Raw genomic sequence first — 19,773 nt, forward strand, 5'->3', positions numbered from 1 at the left:
ACATATCTACTTTAATAGAACCCCAAAAACAAAATTAGCCACTGGGGTTTCCTTTTAGCTCCCTCTACAAACCTGTTTGCAAAGGAGCTTAAAGGAATTCTCAGTGGCTATTACATGTTATAAGCATATATAGATATGCTAACTTATTACTTTGCTAAAATTTCTTTTACCTTTGATATAATATTTTGTGAAGTTAAACCATATTTTTGCATTAATTCATCTGGCTTACCTGATTCACCGAATGTATCATTAATTCCCACTCTTTTTAAAATTGCAGGGTGATTTTCCACAAGAACCTCTGCAACTGCACTTCCTAATCCGCCAATTATGTTGTGTTCTTCAGCAGTTACTATGCCCTTAGTTTCTTTCGCAGCCTTAACAATAATATCCTTATCTATAGGCTTTATAGTATGTATATCAATAACTCTAGCAGAAATGCCTTCCTTTGAAAGCTCTTCACTGGCCTTTAAAGCCACTTCTACCATTATTCCAGTAGCAATAATTGTTATATCACTACCTTCCTTTAACTCAATACCCTTCCCAATTTCAAACTTTTCATCACTTTCATTATACAATACGGATACTTTGGCACGACCTAATCTCACATATACTGGCCCATTATATTTAGCAGCTTCATTCAAAAGAGCTTCTGCCGACACAGCATCTGCTGGATTTATAACTGTCATATTAGGTAAAGATCTCATTAGTGCTAAGTCCTCAATAGCCTGGTGAGATGCTCCGTCTTCACCTACTGTGATTCCTGCATGGGTGGCACATACTTTAACATTTAGCTTAGGATAACAAATAGAATTTCTTATGATCTCAAAGGCTCTACCAGCCGCAAACACTGCAAAGGTACTTGCAAATGGTACTTTACCACATGCCGCTAATCCAGCTGCGGTACCCATTAGATTTTGTTCAGCTATACCCATGTTGAAAAATCTATTTGGAAACTCCTTTGAGAATCCATGGGTTTTAGTGGATTTTGATAAATCAGCGTCAAGAACAACTATATTTTCGTCATTTTTTCCAAGCTTAACAAGGAATTCACCATAGGTTTCACGAGTAGCTATCTTTTTAGTCATTATCTTTCACCTCCAAGCTCTTTTAATGCTTTTTCCTTATCTTCATCCTTTGGAGCGGTACCATGCCAAGAAGCTTCATTTTCCATAAAGGAAACGCCTTTACCCTTTATAGTCTTTGCAATAATCATTGTTGGCTTTTCAACATTTTTCTCGGCTTCATCAAAAGCATTAATTATTTCTTCAAAATTATGCCCATCTATCTCAATTACATTCCATCCAAAGCTTCTCCATTTTTCATCTATAGGCTTTGTACCCATTACATCTTCATTTTTCCCATCTATTTGTAGTCCATTATAATCTAAAATAGCAGTAAGATTATTTAGTTTATAATGGGCAGAAGCCATGGCAGCCTCCCAAACCAATCCTTCATTTATTTCTCCATCACCAAGCAAAGCATATATTCTATTATCCTTTTTATCTAGTTTAGAAGCCAAAGCCATACCGACTGAAGTTGAAAATCCTTGTCCAAGAGATCCTGTAGACATCTCTACACCAGGAATCCCCTTCATATCTGGATGTCCTTGAAGCATACTTCCCATTTTTCTTAAGTTTAGTAATTCATCAGTAGAAAAGTATCCTCTTCTAGCAAGAGTAGAGTATAGTACCGGTGCAGCATGACCCTTTGAAAGTATAAATTTATCCCTATTTTCAAGTTTAGGATTTTTAGGATCTATATTCATCTTTTCAAAATACAAAACAGCTAATATGTCAGCAGCTGACAGGGAACCACCAGGATGGCCTGACCCTGCTGCATTGGTCATTTCAACTATGTCTTTTCTAATCTGTGTAGCAATTTTTTCTAGTTCTTGGTATTGAACCTTCATAAACTTACCTCCTACTAATTATTATTAAATCCAAATTATTTATAGAATATTTGAAAAAGTGCAAGTAGTTTTGATTTCTAAGGTGTTTATCAAATTTGAAGCCATATAGGGACGGTAGGTCAAAAATTTGATGAATGACTTAGAAACAAAAGGACATAGCAAAGTTTTAAATTTTCTATGAATAATCTGGGTTAAAGGGTATAGTGAGAAATCCCATTAAAAATAAGGGATACTCTATCCCTAATTTTTTATTTATCCATTGAAGTAAAGCCTTCTCCTAATACTTCATGTATATTTGATACCATTATAAATGCTTTGTGGTCTATGGCATAAACTATTTTTTTTAATTTAGCTACTTGGGCCCTATTAACAACACATAGTAACACATCTCTGTCACTTCCCGTGTACATACCTCTGCCCTTTAGTGCTGTGGCTCCTCTATCTAATTCCTTAAATATTTCTTTGCTAATTTCCTCTGAGTAATCTGTTATAATATAAAATGCCTTTGAATAATTAAGTCCTTCTACAATTAGATCTGCAACCTTAACTATAATATATAAAGAAATTACTGAGTATAGGGATGTCTCAATATTTTTATTAACTATACCAGCCGTAGCAACAATCAAAAGGTCAATCATCATCATCAATTTGGCTGTGCTTAAACCTGGAAAATATTTATTTAACATGGCACCAGCCAAATCTGTACCTCCAGTAGTTCCTCCAGCTGTAAATACCATCCCTATTCCTATTCCTAAAATGACTCCCCCAAATATAGAAGCTAATAAAAGATCATTTGTAGCATTAATATTATCTCCAAAAACAATAATTAGAATCCTAATAAACAGTGAAAGCATTGCTGTCCCATATGCCGTTTTAGCTCCAAAGGCCTTTCCTAATATGAGAATTCCCAATATAAATAAAGGAATGTTTATCGCTAGGTTAGTTACATCCATAGGAATTCCAGTAACTTTCTGAATGATAATAGCAAGCCCTGTTACTCCTCCAGGAGCAATGGTATTGGGTTCTAAAAATAATAATAATCCCGCGGCCATTAACAATGTTCCTATTGTAATTCCAGAATAATTTAAAACTAATTTATACCATTTATCCTTCATAAATACCACCTTGTTCATATTATACGGTTTAAAAACAGTACCTTAATTACACAACAGTCATTATAACATAGTTAAGTTAGATTTTAAATAAAATATTTTACATGGTTATTGTGGAAGTTGAAATAGAACTATATTATCTATTAGATACACTCCATATAGTTAATTTAAACAAAAAACTAAAATATATTTAAAAAGATACAAGAATTTTTCTTGTACCTTTACTGTTAAACTCAATTACTAATATCTTTACTAATAAGCACTTGAATCATAAATTTAGGAAGTACTAACATTCTCTTAAATCTCCAGGGCTCCTTTATGAGTCTGTATAACCATTCTAGCCCAAGTGTTATAAATATTTTGGGGGCTCTTTTTGCCGTTCCAGCCCAAATATCAACACTTCCCCCAACTCCTAGAGCGACCTTGACCTTTAATTCTTTTCGATATTTATATATCCATTTTTCCTGCTTCGGTGCGCCAAGTGCAACAAATAATATATCTGGAGATAGCTTGTTAATATCTTCTATAATATCCTTTTCTTCATCTCCGTTAAAATATCCATGCCTATAGCCCTTTATATCAATATTAGGAAACTTTTCTTTAATATTATAAACTGCCATTTCTGAGGTTCCTGGCTTTCCACCAAAAATATATATGGATTTTCTAGAATAATTACAGAATTCAAGGATTTCTTCCATCAAATCTACACCTGTTACTCTTTTAATCAACCCTAATTTATGTATTTTAGAAGCAATAATTAGTCCAATTCCATCGGGTATATTCATATCTGAAGATTTTAGAACTTCCATAAGTTCTTCATCTTTTCGAGCAACCATGACAATTTCCGTATTCGGAGTACATATAAAAGAAAAAGCTGATCGATCTAATAATTGTTTAAATCTTTCAAAGGCACTTTCAATAGTTACAATATCTAATGGAGAACCAAATATTTTTGTCGTTTTTCTCATTATCCCACCTGCTTTACTTTAACATTTTTCCTAAAATATCACTGTTTAATTGTGAAGCTTCCTTAAGATTTTTCACTATGCCATGAAGTTTCTCAGCAGCATCTTGTCTTTCTTTAAACAGGTTGTCAAATTCTATACACAAATTTAAGAAATCCAGCTCCTCTACTTTACCTGCATTGTTTTGATCCACCATTTTTAAGAAAGCCTGAACCTTAGGATCGTATTCCAAACCTATCATAGGAATTTCCTTAATAGCGGCAAATATCAGTGCATGTAACCTCATGGCAACTAAAATATCCAGTGTTCCTATTATACCTAATATTTCTTCTGGTGTATAGCTACTTTTTAATATATGTGCTTTTTTCTCCATCCGTTTTATTATTTCTTTAGATATCTCTTCATCCTTAGAAGCTTGCATAGGTATAAATAAAACTTCTAGGCCTCTATTGGCAGCGTAATCTCCAAACTTCGCCATAATATCAATAAAATCTTCGCCCACGTTCCATGGCCTAACGGATATACCTATTAAAGATTTATCCCTTGGTATACCTTCCTTTTCATATATCTCTTTAACCCTGGATTCCTTAACACTATCCAAGGAAAAGGTGGCATCTGTAGTTACTTCTATTGACCTTGTAACTCCTATTTCTTCCATCAACTTCTTTGACCGTGGATCCCTTAAGACTATTTTATCTACTTTATTGATTATTTTCCTTGCTAAATATTTATTTAATCCCTTGCGAATAGGTCCAAATCCATTACAAAAAAACAACACAGGCTTTTTAAATAATTTAGCTATACTTATAAGTGCCAAATAATATATAAGAGAACGACTACTGGTAACATCCTGTAGTAATGACCCCCCACCACTAATAACTAAATCTGAGTTTCTTATAGCATTGCAAATATCCCTCATGCTATTTCTACTCACTCCATTTATTCTATGAGTTTGTTCTGTATATTTTACATTATATGAAAGAGCAAATATCTCTACTCCGGAATTCTTTTCTTTGATCATTTTAACAATAGAAGATAAAATAGCTTCGTCGCCCAGGTTTTCAAAACCATAGTATCCAAAAATAAATACACTTTTCATAAAGTTCTTCCTTTCAAGGAATTATTTAGGATTAAGACGTCTGACGACGCTTTTAAAATTGTATTTTAGTCTTTTTGTTAGGTGAAGAATCTTCATGACTCAGGCATTATATATAACCCTAACTCGACTATACTGTATATGATATATATTCATTTGGAATAATTACTCTATTCCATAAATTACTCCCATATACCGAATTTGTTTACTTTCAATTAGCATGGATAAACCTATCTTAATATTTACATTTGATAATTTTATATCACTATCTGTTTCAATGACATTTCCCATACTTTTTAGGGTAATCATTAGATCATACCTATCTGGTACTGTACTATATATAACTTTTCCATCTCCGTCCGTAGTTTGTATTTGAGAATTAACTACTTCCTTTTTAACAACCTGTCCCAAAACAGTTTTGGTAGCTACGTCTCTAAATACATCCCCTTCCTTTACACTATCAATAGAAACTTCTTTAACTCCTTTAATATTATAGGTCAGTAAAATCTCTTTATTTGATTGAGCGTTTAGTAATTCCCTGGAATTTTCGTCATTATCCAAAATGAAGAATTTTCCTACTAGTAACGCTACAATTATAAGCACCATTAAATCCAAATAATTTATTAGCCCAAAAATTCTTCCTTTGTTATCTATTATTTTCACTTTACTACACTCCCTTTAACAGCTTATTATATATTTCTACAGTTTTTTCTGTCATCGTTTTAATTGAAAACTTATCCATAACTACATTCCTACCAAGCTGTCCTAAATTCAGTCTTTTTTCCCTACTATCTGTATTCAAAATAGACAAAATCTCTTTTTTTAGCTTTTCAACAGTTATATCTTCACTAAAGGTTCTACCAGTAAAATTATTTGAAATGGCAGCTTCCATATTTTCTTCAGTTAATAATCCCATATAGCCTTCTCCACCTGCTAAAATCACAGGTTTTTCACAGGCCATTGCCTCAAGGGCCGTCCTTGCCACACAAATCGTTATATCTGCCATTGACAAAACCCTAGGTATGTCAGTGCGTTTTCCAATAACATGAATAAAATTCCTATTACACTTCCCATTTATCTTATCAACATACTCAGAGATTTTTTTCAAATCATCGCCATCACCAGCAATGATAAATTCTATATTATCCATATCACCATATAAGTCTCTTCCAGTTTCAGCAACTAGTTTAACCAGCTTAGATAAAGGTCCAGAAATTCTACTTATATAGACAATCTTCATAGTATCATCTCTTAAGTTTAATTCCCTTTTTAAATTCTCACCATCCAAATTTGGAACAAACCTAGTAGTGTCTATTCCATTTGGTATTATGGTTATAATATCTGACTTAACATTAAATTTATTTATTAGATGTTCCTTAATATCTTCACTTATAGATATAACTTCGCTTCCCCAAAATGAGGTGTACTTGTAAAGTAAAGAAACTTTAAACTTTGCATGGGCTGTAGTCATAAAAGGAATACCATCAAGCATAGAAACTATCTTGCAATTCAAAGCAGGAATTCTACCATGGGCATGTATAATATCAATTTTTTCCCTATGGTTAATTTCTCTTAAAACCTTTATTGATTTAGTTATACTTGTAATATCTTTCCTATTTAAAGGAGCATAGTAATGGGTAATATCTACTTTCTTTAATTCCTCTACGTAAACGCCCCCAGCAGATACTATTATCGGTTTATGTCCTATTCTTTTTAATTCCTTAGCTAAACTAACAACATGTGTTTCAGCTCCTCCAATATCTAGAGCCATGCAAGCTAATAAAATATTCATTCATATCATCCTCTTTAGTTATTTCATTTCTTGATTATATCAACAAATATTAGCTTTCTTAACCCATATTGTTCATAGAAAGTTTGAAAATATGCAAGTAGTTTTGATTTCTAAGGCGTTTATCAAATTTGAAGGCATACCAAGACGGTACGTCAAGAATTTGATGAATGTCTTAGAAACAAAAGGACGCAGCAGAGTTTTGAATTTTCTATGGACAATCTGGGTTTAATTTTCTATTTCCTTAAAAGCTGTATAAATACATAAATTCATTCCAACAATTAGCCAAAATACTAAAATGATTTTTGGATTAAAAAATACATGTTCAGCCATCCCATGTACTAATATAGCACATAAAGAAGCTATATAGGAAGCTGTAAAAATCTTGGTAAACTTATCCTTGCTATTTATGATTGAATTGACACCCATCTTAAATAAAGCAAGTATCAATAGTGAAAATACTATAATACCTACAACCCCAAGTTCTATTGCTATCTGTAGGTAAGTATTATGAGTATGGTATGGAGCCATGGTCTTTATATAAAAAGGAGATATTTTTCTAAATGCAATGTAACCAATCCCAATTCCTGAAAACCAATAGTCCCTTAAAATATCAATTGCCATGTTCCATAAATTAAAACGATAAAAATTTGAACTATCCTGGAGACTACCAATCGTACTTATCCTCTGGAGTATTGAGTTAGGCATTAAAAATATCGCCCCTATACCTGCTGGAATAAAAAATGCAAGCTTTCTAAAGTCAATTAATACAATAAATACAAGAATACTAAATGCCAGTCCTATCCAACTTCCCCTAGAATATGTTAATCCTATACAAATTAGTATAATACCAGAGGCCAATCCAAAGCATATTTTTTTCATAACATTATTATATGTGAAAAATAGTGCCATAGATATAGGAAATACCATTATTAAATATTCAGCTAATAGATTTGGATTTTCAAAGGTTGAATATACCCTTGTCTTAATATTAGGATTTTGGGAAACATCAAGCCACCCACTTCCCATAGGTACCCCATGAAAAAATTGATATAATCCATATAAAGAAACTATAGCCGCAGTCAAAGTAAAAAATACACTTACTAAATGTATATCCTTCTTACTTTTTTTACTATTTACCAGCATAAACACTATCCCAATTGATGTTAAGTGAATAGTAAAGTCTCTAAAGCTCCCTTTAGGTGTAACAGACAAAAACGTATTTGCAACTATAATAATCGCAAATAAAAGTATTAGAAAATTTGCAGGTGTAAATCTAAATTTAAATTTGCCTTCTCTTATTAAATTAATAGAATAAGAGATAATCACAACTATTCCTATTAGTAATGCACCCATATCAGAAACAAAAGGAATACTTAACACATATATAATCATGCCGTATAAAGGCTTTAAAGTTATAGCCCTTAACACAATCAAAGCCATAATAAGCTTTGTAGTTTCTAAGGCTCCAAAGTAATATGATACAATCCCTATAAGCAAGCCTACAGCAAGTCCACTCCATCTATATTTTGAAGAAATCTTCTCCTCATTCACAAACATCACTCCTTGGTTATTTCAAAACAAAAGCGCCTTTGACGCATTGGCAATATGAGCTTCAAGACGTTACCTCTAAGCTACATTTTTATTAAGCTATCCACTATCTTCTTTAAAAAGCTATTTTGGTATACTTTATTGATGTCCATAAAATATACATTAATTGTTATAAAGAGAATTATTCCGCTAACATATAGTTGTAAAACATATATGCTTTTATTAATAAAGCCCATCAAATTATAGGCTGAAATTACGCCAATAATTGCAAATGATATAAATTGGATTTTAGTTTTCTGAGGACTGTTTTTAATAATATCCTCAATTTTTAATACACCACTTCCAGTTATGCCTTTTTTGTATACTAGGTGTAACATTGCCACTATCTTGTGTAATATTCTTTCAATCTTCCCCATTATTGAATTTTCAAGTTTTTCAGAGAAACTACGATTCCCATTTGAAAATTTTTTATATATAAAGCTGTGTATAAAAATATTCTTTATAGCTGAAGAGATTCCATTTATCGTTTTTCCAGCAATACTAAATTTGTAATATTTCTTAGTAAGATTAAAGATTTTATCAAATAATTTTATAATTATACTATGTTGCACCATATCAACTCCTTATATATAAACAATATTAAGCTTTGAAATTGTTTATATTTATTGCTGGATATTTATAACCTTACAACTAAAAACATATATGTTTGATTTTAGCCTTATTTCTGAACCAATGTATAATGGCTTTGATGCCACTAAATATCCGTCACTATTCACAAGTGCCATTGAGTCTAATTTTATTTCCCCATCAAAGGTTCCCGGTATCTCTTTATAATCCACTTTACCATCCTTACCTATGACCTGCTCTTTATGGGAGCTTACATCTTTGTTTACAATCTTACCAAACTCAGTACCTCTTACGGAATCAAATAGAATATCGCCTTCCTTTATTGCGTCCACAAGGCCTTTATTCTCACCTTCAAATTTTATAGTAACACTTATTCGTTTTTGGTCTTCCATAGATATATTTCTTAATTTACTAAATTTATATGCCCCTCCTGCTATTAAAGCAACAATCAACAGTACTAAAGTTAAATCTATTATATTAATAATACCGAACAATTTCCCCTTTGAGTCAATAATCATTAAACTCAGTCCTCCTTATAAATTCCTTTTTCTATGTATACTTTTAGTCCCACTTTATTGAATTGTATATACACCCTTTATCATGACATATGATTTAACTGTTACTGCTGCTCCTCTACCATCATTTCTAGGAATGATCAATAAATGATTAAGTGGTATTTCTTCCCCAGTTGGAAGATCTACTCCACCAGTCACATCTGAAAGTCCTCCGTTTTCACTAGCTATAGCAGTGGCTTTACCAGAACGCCAAATGACTTCAGCACTTTCCCCAAATACTATGGTGTTTCCAGCCTCAGCGACAACAACTTGAAATTTTTCTGATGTTACTTCTCCAGATGTATTTATATTGTTTGAGCCAGAACTTAATTGGTCAACCTTGGCTTTAAGATCCTTAGAGTCATTGTTTATAGTTTCAAAGTTTTGATCTATGTAAGATTTTATTTGTTCTATTCTCTTTTCAACATAACTAAGGGTTATTAGGGGATCTTCCTCAGAACCAGGGTTCATAAATCCAGCTCCACTAATTATAGAAAAACTAACTATTAAAATAATTGCAGCAACTGATATAAATATTTTTTTATTAATTCCTTTCTTGATCATGTTCTTCCTCCTAAGTATACTATTTATAATTCTTATGTCCATTTACATTTTAACATAAATATCTTCAATAAAGATATTACAATTTTATTTTTTGAATGTCCTTAAATCCATATCATGGATTTAGGGTTAAAGCCCTTAATTATGGCAAATGAAAAAGGGGCTGTCTCAAAAGACAATCCCTTTTGTTTATATTTCCACAAGCCCTAGACTTACCATCAAGCTTTCATTAACTTTATACATCATCTCATCATCAAGTTTACAGATTTTTTCAATAAATCTTCTTTTGTCTATAGTCCTAATCTGTTCTAAAAGTATTACTGAATCCTTAGGCAATCCATACTTTTTCCCATTAATTTCAATATGGGTAGGTAGTTTAGCTTTATTAATCTGCGAAGTTATTGCTGCAATAATCACTGTAGGACTATATTTATTTCCTATATCATTTTGTATTACAAGAACTGGGCGAACTCCTCCCTGTTCTGAACCAACAACAGGACTAAGATCTGCGTAAAATATATCTCCTCTTCGAATTATCAATCTACTCACACTCCGCGGCAAGCTCATCTTCATATTTTTCAAGACAACATAAATCCACATCCATACCCATCTCAGCATAAATTAAATTTATAGTTGCCATATCTTTGTATCCATTTTTCATAAATTCCCTCATTTCCATTCTCTCTCTCTCCCTTAAATAGGCTTTCATGGCCTCTCTGATGAATTCACTTCTATTTCTTTTTTCTAATTTTACTATGTAGTCAACTTCTTCAAGTAGAGAGTCTGGCACACATACCATAATCCTCTTTGTTTCGGCCATAATACTGCACCTCCAAGGAAACTTCACACAAAGTTTATTTGTATTTTGAAAATGAATGGAAATAACAATCTTTATATTGTCAAAGATACCAACATTATATACTATTTAGTATAAGTGTGTCAATCTCGCCAATATTTTATGCATTTGATTAATTCATATTATTTAATAAGTGTTTTGACATAGGATTTAAAAAATCACAATTCCATAATATAATCTGAAAAATCAACTATTTCATTGTCTTTAATATAAATTCTAGGAACCCTTTTACTTATCATACAAACTATTTCATAGTTAATTGTACCTATATTTTTAGCTATATCATCTATCGTTATGTAATTATTACCGTCTCCACCAAATAATATAACTTCATCTCCACAATTAACATCTAGTCCCGTAACTTCAATCATACATTGATCCATACATATACTTCCAACAACAGGGACTTTTTTCCCCTTAACTACTGCCTGAGCCTTTCCACTTAACAATCTAGTATATCCGTCCGCATATCCTATGGGTAATGTGGCTATTTTAGTGGTTTGATCTGCTTTGTATAATAATCCATAGCTAACTCCCGTACCTTTTTCTATGTATTTCACATGGGAAATCATCGCCTTTAAAGACATCACTTCCTTTAGCTTTACATTGCTTTTATCTACCTCATCGGAAGGGTATAGTCCATAAAGCATTATGCCCGCCCTAACCATATTATAATTCATTTCAGGTAAATCAATTATGGCTGCACTATTTGATACGTGCTTTATTGGAATATTTATATCCTGTTTTTCAAGAGTATCACAAATGAAATTAAACTTTTCCCATTGATTATAGGTAAATTCTTTTTGTTTTTCATCGGCAACAGCAAAATGTGTAAAAATCCCTTCAATCATTAAATTAGGAAGTTTGCTTATTTCTTTAATTACCTCTATTGTTTGCTGGTCTGCTTTCATCCCTAATCTACTCATTCCCGTATCAACTTTAATATGCACCTTGACTTCATTATTTAACTCCTGAGCTTTTTTTGAATAGGCCAAGGCTTGTTCATATGTATAAATAGTTTGAATGATATTGTGTCTTATAACCAAATCAGCATTTTCGTTGGGAGTATAACCTAATATAAGGATAGGAACATTATCATAATTTTTTCTAAGTTGAATAGCCTCCGACAGAGTTGCTACAGCGAATCTGTCTGCTCCGTTTTCCAGTAAAGTTTTACCTATCTGTACAGCACCATGACCATATGCATCGGCCTTTATTACTGCCGTTATCATCGTCCCAGGCTTAACAATTCTCTTAACCTCTTTGATATTGTGAGCCAAATTATTTAGGTTGATTTCTACCCACACAGGTCTTAGTTCATTCATCCTTTGCATATTATCCCTCCACATGTCAAAAATATCATTCTATTGTAAATATTCTATTATCTACCTTCTCATTATATCTGAAATTTTTATATTTTACATCAATTCTTACATTTTCATCTACATCTAAAACCTGAAGTCTATAGGGATAATATTTTTCTATATCGAACCAAAGCTTTTCTTTACTGAAATACGGGTGATTCCCCGGTATCTCTGTTTGTAATAATATATATTCATTTTCATCCATAACCTCTTTAGTCAACTTTACATTTTCCGTATTTACAAAGTTATTTATAAAATATCCTAAAAACATTTTTTGCTCAGGAGAAGCTGTAAAATTCTCCATAAGCCATTCTTGGCCTATCCTCGGATGACATGTCCATGCCCTTTTCCCATTGTATATGGTTACCTTGCCCTTCAGATTTTCTGGGGCTTCTACCTCTATTCTGTATTTGTCAGGAGCTGCAAACCAGTGTTTAGCGGTATAATTTTGTGGACTCTTGTTCCCATATACAGTAATCTGGGCGGTACACATATATGTATCTAAATTTACAATCTTCTTCTGGGCATCATAAAATACTTCTTCATTGGTTCTTTCACTACATCCAGCCAGCAATAAAGCAACAATAACGATTAACATAAGCCTATATTTCAAGAGTATCCCCCCTCAAGAACAAAAGCATCATTTATCCATAAGCTTAAATCATAAAGGATGCTTCTATAGCTCTAAGTTGCTATCTTACTATGGAGCCCTAAGTATTAGGACTTAAAAACATCTTATTTCTAATTCTACGTTTTATCTTAATAAATATTCCTTAAAATATCTGCTTCTATAGGAATTTTAGTATAGGATTTAATTTATACATTTCTATTTACAAATGGCACTTTATTTATTCTTTCTTTCCTTCATCCGTTGTACAATGTTCTTTATGGTATAGGGAAGGTATTCCACCAAATCCCCTGCTAATAAACCATATTCACCCTTATCCCCAGCTACACTATCTCCAGTTACTCCATGGAGATATACTGAGGTTACTGTGGCTTTCAGAGGCTCTAAGCCCTGGGCAATTAGTCCCGTTATAATACCTGTAAGTACATCTCCACTTCCAGCCGTGGCCATACCAGGATTTCCACATATATTTATAAAAACTTCTCCCCCAGGTGCTACTACTATAGTGCTTGCCCCCTTTAAAACCACTATAACACCTAGGTTTTGGGAAAACTCTTTTGCCACTGCAATCAAATTATTTTTTATTTCTTCTATGGATATACCTGTTAATCTCGACATTTCCCCTATATGTGGAGTGATGATTATCTTCGATTTTTTTTCTAAAAGCCACTGAGTATTTTTAGATAAAGCATTTAATCCATCTGCGTCTATTACTATAGGAACTTTAACTTTATTTAATACTTGCTTTGTTATTTCTGAAAGCTCCGCTGTATTTCCGCATCCAGGCCCAATAGTTAATACATTTGCATTTTCTGTATCTGCGATTATTTTCTCTATATGATTAATCCCTATTACTCCTTTTCGCATCTCTTGAAGTGGAACCGTAATAGCTTCAGGAACACTAGTTTTAACTATATGATTTAAGCTTTCCCCAATATATAGCTTGAGTAGTCCGAGCCCTGTCCGCAGTGCAGACTTACATGTTAATATGGCTGCTCCAGTCATACCGGCAGAGCCAGCAATTATATTTGCTTTACCATAACTTCCTTTATGAGTATTCTTTTTTCTCGATGGCAAATTATCTTTTATGAGTTCAAAATCTATTAGATTGTGGTTTAGGTCCATACTTTTTATAACCTGCTTAGGTATTCCTATATCTGCAATTACAAGTTCTCCATTGTATTCGGCTCCTGGATAAATTAAATTACCGCACTTTGGAAGAGAGAAGGCAATAGTTTTATCCGCCCTTATGGCTGCTTTATATACTTTCCCATCATTTCCACCTATTCCCGAGGGTATATCAATGGATATAGTATGCTTGCTATGCTTATTAATTATATTAATTACCTTTTCAGAAACACCTCCAATATCTTTATTTAATCCTGTTCCAAACAATGCATCAACAACATGGGGAAAATGTATTAGATTTTCCTTAAATTTTATAAGATCCTCGTCATATCCTATAGTATGTATATCAATCCCAAGCTTTGTAATTATATTAAGATTTATTAAGGCATCTCCCTTAATACCATCTTTGTCTCCCACTATAAATACATTTAGTTCAAATCCCTTATCATATAGATGTCTTGCCACAACAAAACCATCCCCGCCATTATTACCTCTACCACAAACTATAGTGAATTTTGACTGTGTACTAAACTCCTTTATTATCTCCTTAACTACGGAAACACCTGCATTTTCCATAAGTACAACACCTGGTATTCCATACTTTTCTATTGTGATTTTATCAATTGATCTCATTTCATCACTTAAGGCTACTTTCAAATAATCACCACCTGAATTTAGACATCCCACGATCCTTGATATCTTTATTTAACTCCTCATCTTAATCCCATCCATATAAATTTTTCCTATGGTTTTATATTCCTATTGCCTGAGCCACAGCGTATTGTCTACAGTGAGATATAGATAACTCTATCTTTGTTATTCCCTTTTCATTAGATATTCGTCTAGCTTTTTCATGTAAAGTTACAATAGGTTTTCCCAGTTTATCTCTAACTATTTCTATATCCAACCACTTAAATCCTCTAACTCCCGTTCCCAAAGCCTTTACAACGGCTTCTTTAGCAGCAAAACTTCCTGCAATAGTATATATATTATTGTTTATGGTTTTAAAGTACTCTATTTCATTTTTTGTGAAAATTCTTTTTATAAATTTTTCATTTTCCACTGCCCTTTGTATTCTTTCTATCTCTATAATATCTATTCCTGTTCCTTTAATCATTTTTTGTCACCTCGTACTTATCAATTATTTAAATTATACCCAATTATCTGAATAAAAAAAACCTTCAACAACTGTGGTCATTGAAGTTTCCCGCTATGTATTATAAAAACTGTTTATCTAATTTGTCTGTTTCTTCATGTCCCAATGTTCCATGTAAATATAAATAAAGATCATTCAGCCTTTTTTCCTTTGTGAATTTTTCTTCCCACATTTTCCCTAGGTCTCTTCTTATTTTCACTATCTCTTTGTCCAAATAACTAACTCTTTCTCTTCCTTCACTAATGTCTTCATATGAAATTGCTACTGTTTCTTTAAGCAACTCAAAATTGGTGTCATAAATCTCCCTAGGAAGCATTTCTAATCTGAATTGTAATTCATCGATTTTATCATTAACATCTAATATCTTATCCTTGGTATTTTCTAATTCATCTAAGGCGGCGGTATTATTATTAGAATTAGCTTCATCAGAAAGCTTCAAAACCTTATTCATTAATATCCTTTTTTCTTTGTTAACTTTTTTAAGCTCTTTAGTAGTTTCCTTTTCTTCATCGATTAATTCTTCTAGTTCATGGGTTAATCTTCTTATGGTCTTTGTAGGTCTCTCATTGAATAATTTTAGCCATCCATTATCTTTAATCAAAATTGGTATTTTATTTTTTTTTATGATTTTTTCATCAATATCTATTTCTTTAAACATATATATTATCTCTCCTAGGATTTTGTAAATTCATATTTTACTTTAATAGGTTCCCATTACTCCCTATATATATTCTCGTCAAAGATTATAAATATCTTTAGCCCTTTCTCAAATAATATTAATACCTTTGAAATTGTTTATGAATATATCATGAATATTAGCAAAGATTATTAAAAAGAACAAATATATAGATTTACCCTAAACTCTCTATAGGAATTTTGAAAATTAATAAAAAAGGAGTTTTTATTATGAAGCCTTGGATACCTGATAGAGTATATTTTGAACCAGCTTCCCTCGAATATCCTTTGGGTAAAAGGATATTTAAGTTTTGTGAGCAAAATGCTATTGAAATCCTAACAACCACTTCCCATAATCAAGTTAGGGGCATCCCCGGTGAAGATGAAAAAGCTAAGTTTGCCGCTTCAAAAAAAACCTTAGTAGTAGGAACCAAAAAAAGTTTGAAGCTAGATGTTTGCAGACCCTCTGCCCACTATCAATTTTCACTTATGACTAACTGTCCTGGTAATTGTGAATACTGTTATCTTTTTTCTACTCAAGGTAAAAAGCCCTATGTAAGGGTTTATGTGAATACGGAAGATCTCTATGAAACAATAGAAAAATACATAGAGGAAAGACTTCCAGAAATAACAGTGTTCGAGGCTGCAAGTGCTGGCGATCCCTTGGCAGTTGAACATATAACCGGTACTCTAAAAGAAACTATAGAATTTTTTGGAAAGCTAACTAAGGGAAGATTAAGGGTAGTAACCAAATTCTCTAATGTTGAATCCATATTAAATGCAGATCATAGGGGACATACTAGGTTTAGGTTCTCCATTAACTCAAATTATGTTATAAATAGCTTTGAACATAATACAGATAGTCTTGAAAACAGACTAATAGCAGCCAAAAAAATAGGTCAAGCAGGCTATCCTTTAGGATTTATAATCGCACCAATAATACGTCATGAAAATTGGAAAATGGAGTATAAGGATTTGGTTGAAAGGCTTCACACCCACATAGCCTTTGCTAAAATGGAGGATATAAGCTTCGAACTTATTCAACATAGATTTACTAGCAATGCCAAAAAAGTTATAATTGAAAGATTTCCTAATACTAAGCTTGATATGGATGAAAGTATTAGAAAGAAAAAATATGGTAAATATGGAAGAGTTAAATATGTTTATACCAAAGAAGAAGCTAAAGAGATAAAGGAATATGTCAGTAATTTGATCATGGAAAATTTTCCAAATGCAAACATAGAATACTTTACATAAAACAAAGCGTCATAGGACGCTTCAGATTGTTGACAAAATGGCAGACTTCCTAAAAACGTGAATTCCTTCGTTGCTACCTATGCTAAGAGCCCTTAGGATATCTTAAAGCATTGCTTCAATCAGTCTTCTTGTATATTCATGATTGGGGGTATTTAGGATTTGATTTTTATCTCCAATCTCAACAATTTTACCCTTATACATTACAGCTATTCTATTACATATATGCTTAATCACCTTTAAATCATGGGAAATAAATAAGTAGGTTAGATTTAATTCATCCTTCAACTTTAATAATAGATTTAATATTTGACCTTGTACCGATACATCTAAGGCCGACACTGGTTCATCACATACTATAAGTTTAGGCCTTGTAGCTATAGCACGTGCTATCCCTACCCTCTGTCGTTGACCTCCACTTAACTGATGTGGAAATTTTTCTTTATCACTGCCAGATAAACCTACCATTTGTAATAATCTTGTTACCTCATAATCCCTTTCTTTAAATGGAACTATATTATGTATTTTTAATGGCTCCATCACTAATTCCCCGATAGTCATTTTAGGATCCAAGGTTCCATGGGTATGCTGAAAGATTATCTGAATATCTTTTCTAATTTTTCTCATTTTTTTTTCTTCTATATCAGTAATATTAATGCCATTGAAAAATAACTTACCCCTATCGCTTTGCAAAAGCTTTAATATTAAACTGCCTGTAGTACTTTTCCCACTACCACTCTCTCCTATTAAACCTAGAATTTCACCTTCTTTAATTTCAAAGGAAATATTATCTACAGCTCTTATAACGGTCTTGGGAGCAAAAACACTTTTTTTGATTATGAAATGCTTCGAAAGGTTCTCTACTTCAAGGATATTTTCGCCCATTCCTCCACCTTCTTTCCCCATTCTAAGGTTCAAAATTAACACATCTTATCTTTCTATTTTCAAGCTCTATTATTCCAGGAATGGATTTTTTACACATATCATTTCCCATCCCGCATCTGTCATAGAATGGGCATTCATCCTTGAATTCAAAGGGACTTGGCGGTCTCCCTTCTAGTGTGAACAATACATCCTCCATCTCATCCAATGAATTTACACATTCTAATAAAGCTTTGGTATAGGGATGTAATGGTTTTTCTAGTATATCTCTTATGCCCCCTTGCTCCATAACCAATCCACCATACATAATTGCAACCTTGTCACATAAGAATCTCGCCACATCAAAATCATGGGTGATTATTATTATGGAGGTGCCATACTTAACATTAATGCTTTTCAATAATCTAAGAACTTTTTTTCTCAATGATGCATCAATAGAACTTGTTGGTTCATCGGCAATTAACAGCTCTGGTTTGCATATGACCCCTATGGTTATCATCACCCTCTGACACTGGCCTCCGCTGAGCTGAAAAGGATACATATTATATATTAAGTCAGGATCATCTATTCCTACATTCTCCATTACTCCTAATACTATATCTTTAGAACACTGTAATCCATGGACTTTTAAGGCCTCTTCAATTTGCTTCCCCACCCTCCTATAAGGATTAAGGGATTGGGCAGGATTTTGGAATATATATGATATATTCTTTCCCCGAATCTTTCTAAATTCTTTTTCAGTAAGGGCTAAAAGATTTTTACCATTAAAGTAGATTTCACCTTCATCGATTCTTTCTTCCTCACTATCTATAAGTCCCATAATAGAATTTGACGAGACTGTTTTCCCACTACCGGATTCTCCAAGTATGCCAACTATTTCTCCCCTGTTCACTTCTAAATCAATGCCTCTGACTACTTGCAAGTAATTTTTACCATTGCGAAAGGATAACTTTAAATTATCTATTTTCAATAAACACCTACCATCCATAATCAGCCCCCCTATCTTGAAACTGGAGCAAGTTTAAATAAAATCAAAGGTTTTCTGAGAGTTATTCATAGCATCCGTAGATTCTTTCAATGCTTTACTGGAATCATATGTAGTTGTTTTAGTATTTTCTATCCCACCTTGGATTTCATTTATAATAACTTCTATCTCTTTTGTGGAATTAGATTTTTTTGCTAATATATTTATACTATTTAGTAATTATCCTGCCAATGTATCGGTTATGTTAAATTTTGTAGTTAACTGCGACATGGATTCGATGGCTTCTTTATTTACCTCATGGGTTTTATTAGAATAATGATAATATTTTTGGGTTTCTCCCCATACTAAAAATCTTCCAATTTTGTGGGTTGCTTTCTATATTTTTCATACTCATTATAACATATCCCAAGTCTAGAATATAAAAAATATGGTCAAAGACTTGAAAATTTCAATATTCACCAGAAATTTCATACTAATTTTTTATAAAGCTAAAAAAACAATATGGAGGGATAGATCATTGAAAATAAGATTTTTAAATTGGTATTCATCCCAAAAGAACACTTACATCCACCTAAGCCACAAACCATGTGATGGAGGATAATTTTTTATGCATTTTGTAGTATAGAATTTATTTGTTTGATATAATATTATAAAATAGAGGAAATTGCATAACTCTTACTT

At 32.4% G+C, this 19,773-nt stretch carries 21 protein-coding genes; 1 reads left to right on the top strand and 20 read right to left on the bottom strand.

What is annotated here, in order from left to right; genetic code table 11:
* Positions 1-146: 146 nt before the first annotated feature.
* The 18 genes from N4A68_10035 to N4A68_10120 all read right to left on the bottom strand — a co-directional run bounded on the left by N4A68_10035 (position 147) and on the right by N4A68_10120 (position 15,954).
* Positions 147-1,085 carry a transketolase family protein gene (locus N4A68_10035; protein MCT4564630.1) on the bottom strand — a complete coding sequence of 313 codons (939 nt, stop codon included), beginning with the start codon at positions 1,083-1,085 and terminating at the stop codon, positions 147-149.
* Positions 1,085-1,909 carry a transketolase gene (locus N4A68_10040; protein MCT4564631.1) on the bottom strand — a complete coding sequence of 275 codons (825 nt, stop codon included), beginning with the start codon at positions 1,907-1,909 and terminating at the stop codon, positions 1,085-1,087. The genes N4A68_10035 and N4A68_10040 overlap by 1 nt, the downstream gene beginning before the upstream one ends.
* A 248-nt stretch (positions 1,910-2,157) precedes the next feature.
* On the bottom strand, positions 2,158-3,024 hold the full coding sequence (locus N4A68_10045) for a YitT family protein (protein MCT4564632.1): 867 nt from the start codon (positions 3,022-3,024) through the stop codon (positions 2,158-2,160).
* Positions 3,025-3,254: 230 nt separating this feature from the next.
* The gene (locus tag N4A68_10050) at positions 3,255-3,989 is read right to left on the bottom strand and encodes a WecB/TagA/CpsF family glycosyltransferase (protein ID MCT4564633.1); all 735 of its coding nucleotides are present in this window, start codon (positions 3,987-3,989) and stop codon (positions 3,255-3,257) included.
* 13 nt (positions 3,990-4,002) lie between these two features.
* Entirely contained in the window at positions 4,003-5,085 is a 1,083-nt protein-coding gene (gene csaB, locus N4A68_10055; GenBank protein MCT4564634.1) for a polysaccharide pyruvyl transferase CsaB, read from the bottom strand.
* A gap of 162 nt (positions 5,086-5,247) precedes the next feature.
* Positions 5,248-5,745 (bottom strand): DUF4330 domain-containing protein, encoded by a 498-nt coding sequence (locus N4A68_10060; GenBank protein ID MCT4564635.1) that lies wholly within the window; start codon positions 5,743-5,745, stop codon positions 5,248-5,250.
* Positions 5,746-5,749: 4 nt separating this feature from the next.
* Entirely contained in the window at positions 5,750-6,874 is a 1,125-nt protein-coding gene (locus tag N4A68_10065; protein ID MCT4564636.1) for a glycosyltransferase, read from the bottom strand.
* Between the two features lie 225 nt (positions 6,875-7,099).
* Positions 7,100-8,425, bottom strand: a complete 1,326-nt coding sequence (locus N4A68_10070; GenBank protein ID MCT4564637.1) for an O-antigen ligase family protein — start codon at positions 8,423-8,425, stop codon at positions 7,100-7,102.
* Positions 8,426-8,505: 80 nt separating this feature from the next.
* A complete protein-coding gene (locus N4A68_10075; protein ID MCT4564638.1) occupies positions 8,506-9,033 on the bottom strand; it encodes a hypothetical protein in 528 nt (175 codons plus the stop codon).
* A gap of 51 nt (positions 9,034-9,084) precedes the next feature.
* Positions 9,085-9,567: a DUF4330 domain-containing protein gene (locus N4A68_10080; GenBank protein ID MCT4564639.1), complete on the bottom strand. Its 483-nt coding sequence runs from the start codon at positions 9,565-9,567 to the stop codon at positions 9,085-9,087.
* A gap of 54 nt (positions 9,568-9,621) precedes the next feature.
* On the bottom strand, positions 9,622-10,167 hold the full coding sequence (locus tag N4A68_10085) for a hypothetical protein (protein MCT4564640.1): 546 nt from the start codon (positions 10,165-10,167) through the stop codon (positions 9,622-9,624).
* Between the two features lie 186 nt (positions 10,168-10,353).
* Positions 10,354-10,704 (bottom strand): type II toxin-antitoxin system PemK/MazF family toxin, encoded by a 351-nt coding sequence (locus N4A68_10090; protein ID MCT4564641.1) that lies wholly within the window; start codon positions 10,702-10,704, stop codon positions 10,354-10,356.
* 1 nt (position 10,705) lies between these two features.
* The gene (locus N4A68_10095) at positions 10,706-10,984 is read right to left on the bottom strand and encodes a ribbon-helix-helix domain-containing protein (protein MCT4564642.1); all 279 of its coding nucleotides are present in this window, start codon (positions 10,982-10,984) and stop codon (positions 10,706-10,708) included.
* Between the two features lie 194 nt (positions 10,985-11,178).
* On the bottom strand, positions 11,179-12,354 hold the full coding sequence (gene alr / locus N4A68_10100; GenBank protein MCT4564643.1) for an alanine racemase: 1,176 nt from the start codon (positions 12,352-12,354) through the stop codon (positions 11,179-11,181).
* 25 nt (positions 12,355-12,379) lie between these two features.
* The gene (locus N4A68_10105) at positions 12,380-12,997 is read right to left on the bottom strand and encodes a hypothetical protein (protein ID MCT4564644.1); all 618 of its coding nucleotides are present in this window, start codon (positions 12,995-12,997) and stop codon (positions 12,380-12,382) included.
* Between the two features lie 231 nt (positions 12,998-13,228).
* The gene (locus tag N4A68_10110; protein MCT4564645.1) at positions 13,229-14,797 is read right to left on the bottom strand and encodes an NAD(P)H-hydrate dehydratase; all 1,569 of its coding nucleotides are present in this window, start codon (positions 14,795-14,797) and stop codon (positions 13,229-13,231) included.
* Between the two features lie 94 nt (positions 14,798-14,891).
* Complete coding sequence (acpS, locus tag N4A68_10115) at positions 14,892-15,257, bottom strand: holo-ACP synthase (protein MCT4564646.1); 366 nt, start codon at positions 15,255-15,257, stop codon at positions 14,892-14,894.
* Positions 15,258-15,357: 100 nt separating this feature from the next.
* Positions 15,358-15,954 (bottom strand): hypothetical protein, encoded by a 597-nt coding sequence (locus N4A68_10120; GenBank protein MCT4564647.1) that lies wholly within the window; start codon positions 15,952-15,954, stop codon positions 15,358-15,360.
* A 248-nt stretch (positions 15,955-16,202) separates the two neighbouring features.
* On the opposite strand from N4A68_10120, the gene splB reads away from it, so the two are divergent.
* On the top strand, positions 16,203-17,228 hold the full coding sequence (gene splB, locus N4A68_10125) for a spore photoproduct lyase (protein MCT4564648.1): 1,026 nt from the start codon (positions 16,203-16,205) through the stop codon (positions 17,226-17,228).
* Between the two features lie 102 nt (positions 17,229-17,330).
* Here the strand turns inward: splB and N4A68_10130 are convergent, their stop codons facing one another.
* Both N4A68_10130 and N4A68_10135 read right to left on the bottom strand, forming a co-directional pair.
* Positions 17,331-18,110 (bottom strand): ATP-binding cassette domain-containing protein, encoded by a 780-nt coding sequence (locus N4A68_10130; GenBank protein ID MCT4564649.1) that lies wholly within the window; start codon positions 18,108-18,110, stop codon positions 17,331-17,333.
* Between the two features lie 22 nt (positions 18,111-18,132).
* Positions 18,133-19,095 (bottom strand): ABC transporter ATP-binding protein, encoded by a 963-nt coding sequence (locus N4A68_10135; protein ID MCT4564650.1) that lies wholly within the window; start codon positions 19,093-19,095, stop codon positions 18,133-18,135.
* Positions 19,096-19,773 lie beyond the last annotated feature (678 nt).

The organism is Maledivibacter sp. (genome assembly GCA_025210375.1).
In the GTDB taxonomy this organism is placed as follows: domain Bacteria; phylum Bacillota; class Clostridia; order Peptostreptococcales; family Caminicellaceae; genus JAOASB01.

Coding starts and splice junctions, on each gene's coding strand:
- N4A68_10050 (MCT4564633.1), bottom strand. CDS start 3,989: ATGAGAAAAACGACAAAAATATTTGGTTCTCCATTAGATATTGTAACT.
- N4A68_10035 (MCT4564630.1), bottom strand. CDS start 1,085: ATGACTAAAAAGATAGCTACTCGTGAAACCTATGGTGAATTCCTTGTT.
- alr (MCT4564643.1), bottom strand. CDS start 12,354: ATGCAAAGGATGAATGAACTAAGACCTGTGTGGGTAGAAATCAACCTA.
- N4A68_10085 (MCT4564640.1), bottom strand. CDS start 10,167: ATGATCAAGAAAGGAATTAATAAAAAAATATTTATATCAGTTGCTGCA.
- N4A68_10135 (MCT4564650.1), bottom strand. CDS start 19,095: ATGGATGGTAGGTGTTTATTGAAAATAGATAATTTAAAGTTATCCTTT.
- N4A68_10120 (MCT4564647.1), bottom strand. CDS start 15,954: ATGTTTAAAGAAATAGATATTGATGAAAAAATCATAAAAAAAAATAAA.
- N4A68_10045 (MCT4564632.1), bottom strand. CDS start 3,024: ATGAAGGATAAATGGTATAAATTAGTTTTAAATTATTCTGGAATTACA.
- N4A68_10130 (MCT4564649.1), bottom strand. CDS start 18,110: ATGGGCGAAAATATCCTTGAAGTAGAGAACCTTTCGAAGCATTTCATA.
- N4A68_10040 (MCT4564631.1), bottom strand. CDS start 1,909: ATGAAGGTTCAATACCAAGAACTAGAAAAAATTGCTACACAGATTAGA.
- N4A68_10095 (MCT4564642.1), bottom strand. CDS start 10,984: ATGGCCGAAACAAAGAGGATTATGGTATGTGTGCCAGACTCTCTACTT.
- splB (MCT4564648.1), top strand. CDS start 16,203: ATGAAGCCTTGGATACCTGATAGAGTATATTTTGAACCAGCTTCCCTC.
- acpS (MCT4564646.1), bottom strand. CDS start 15,257: ATGATTAAAGGAACAGGAATAGATATTATAGAGATAGAAAGAATACAA.
- N4A68_10080 (MCT4564639.1), bottom strand. CDS start 9,567: ATGATTATTGACTCAAAGGGGAAATTGTTCGGTATTATTAATATAATA.
- csaB (MCT4564634.1), bottom strand. CDS start 5,085: ATGAAAAGTGTATTTATTTTTGGATACTATGGTTTTGAAAACCTGGGC.
- N4A68_10065 (MCT4564636.1), bottom strand. CDS start 6,874: ATGAATATTTTATTAGCTTGCATGGCTCTAGATATTGGAGGAGCTGAA.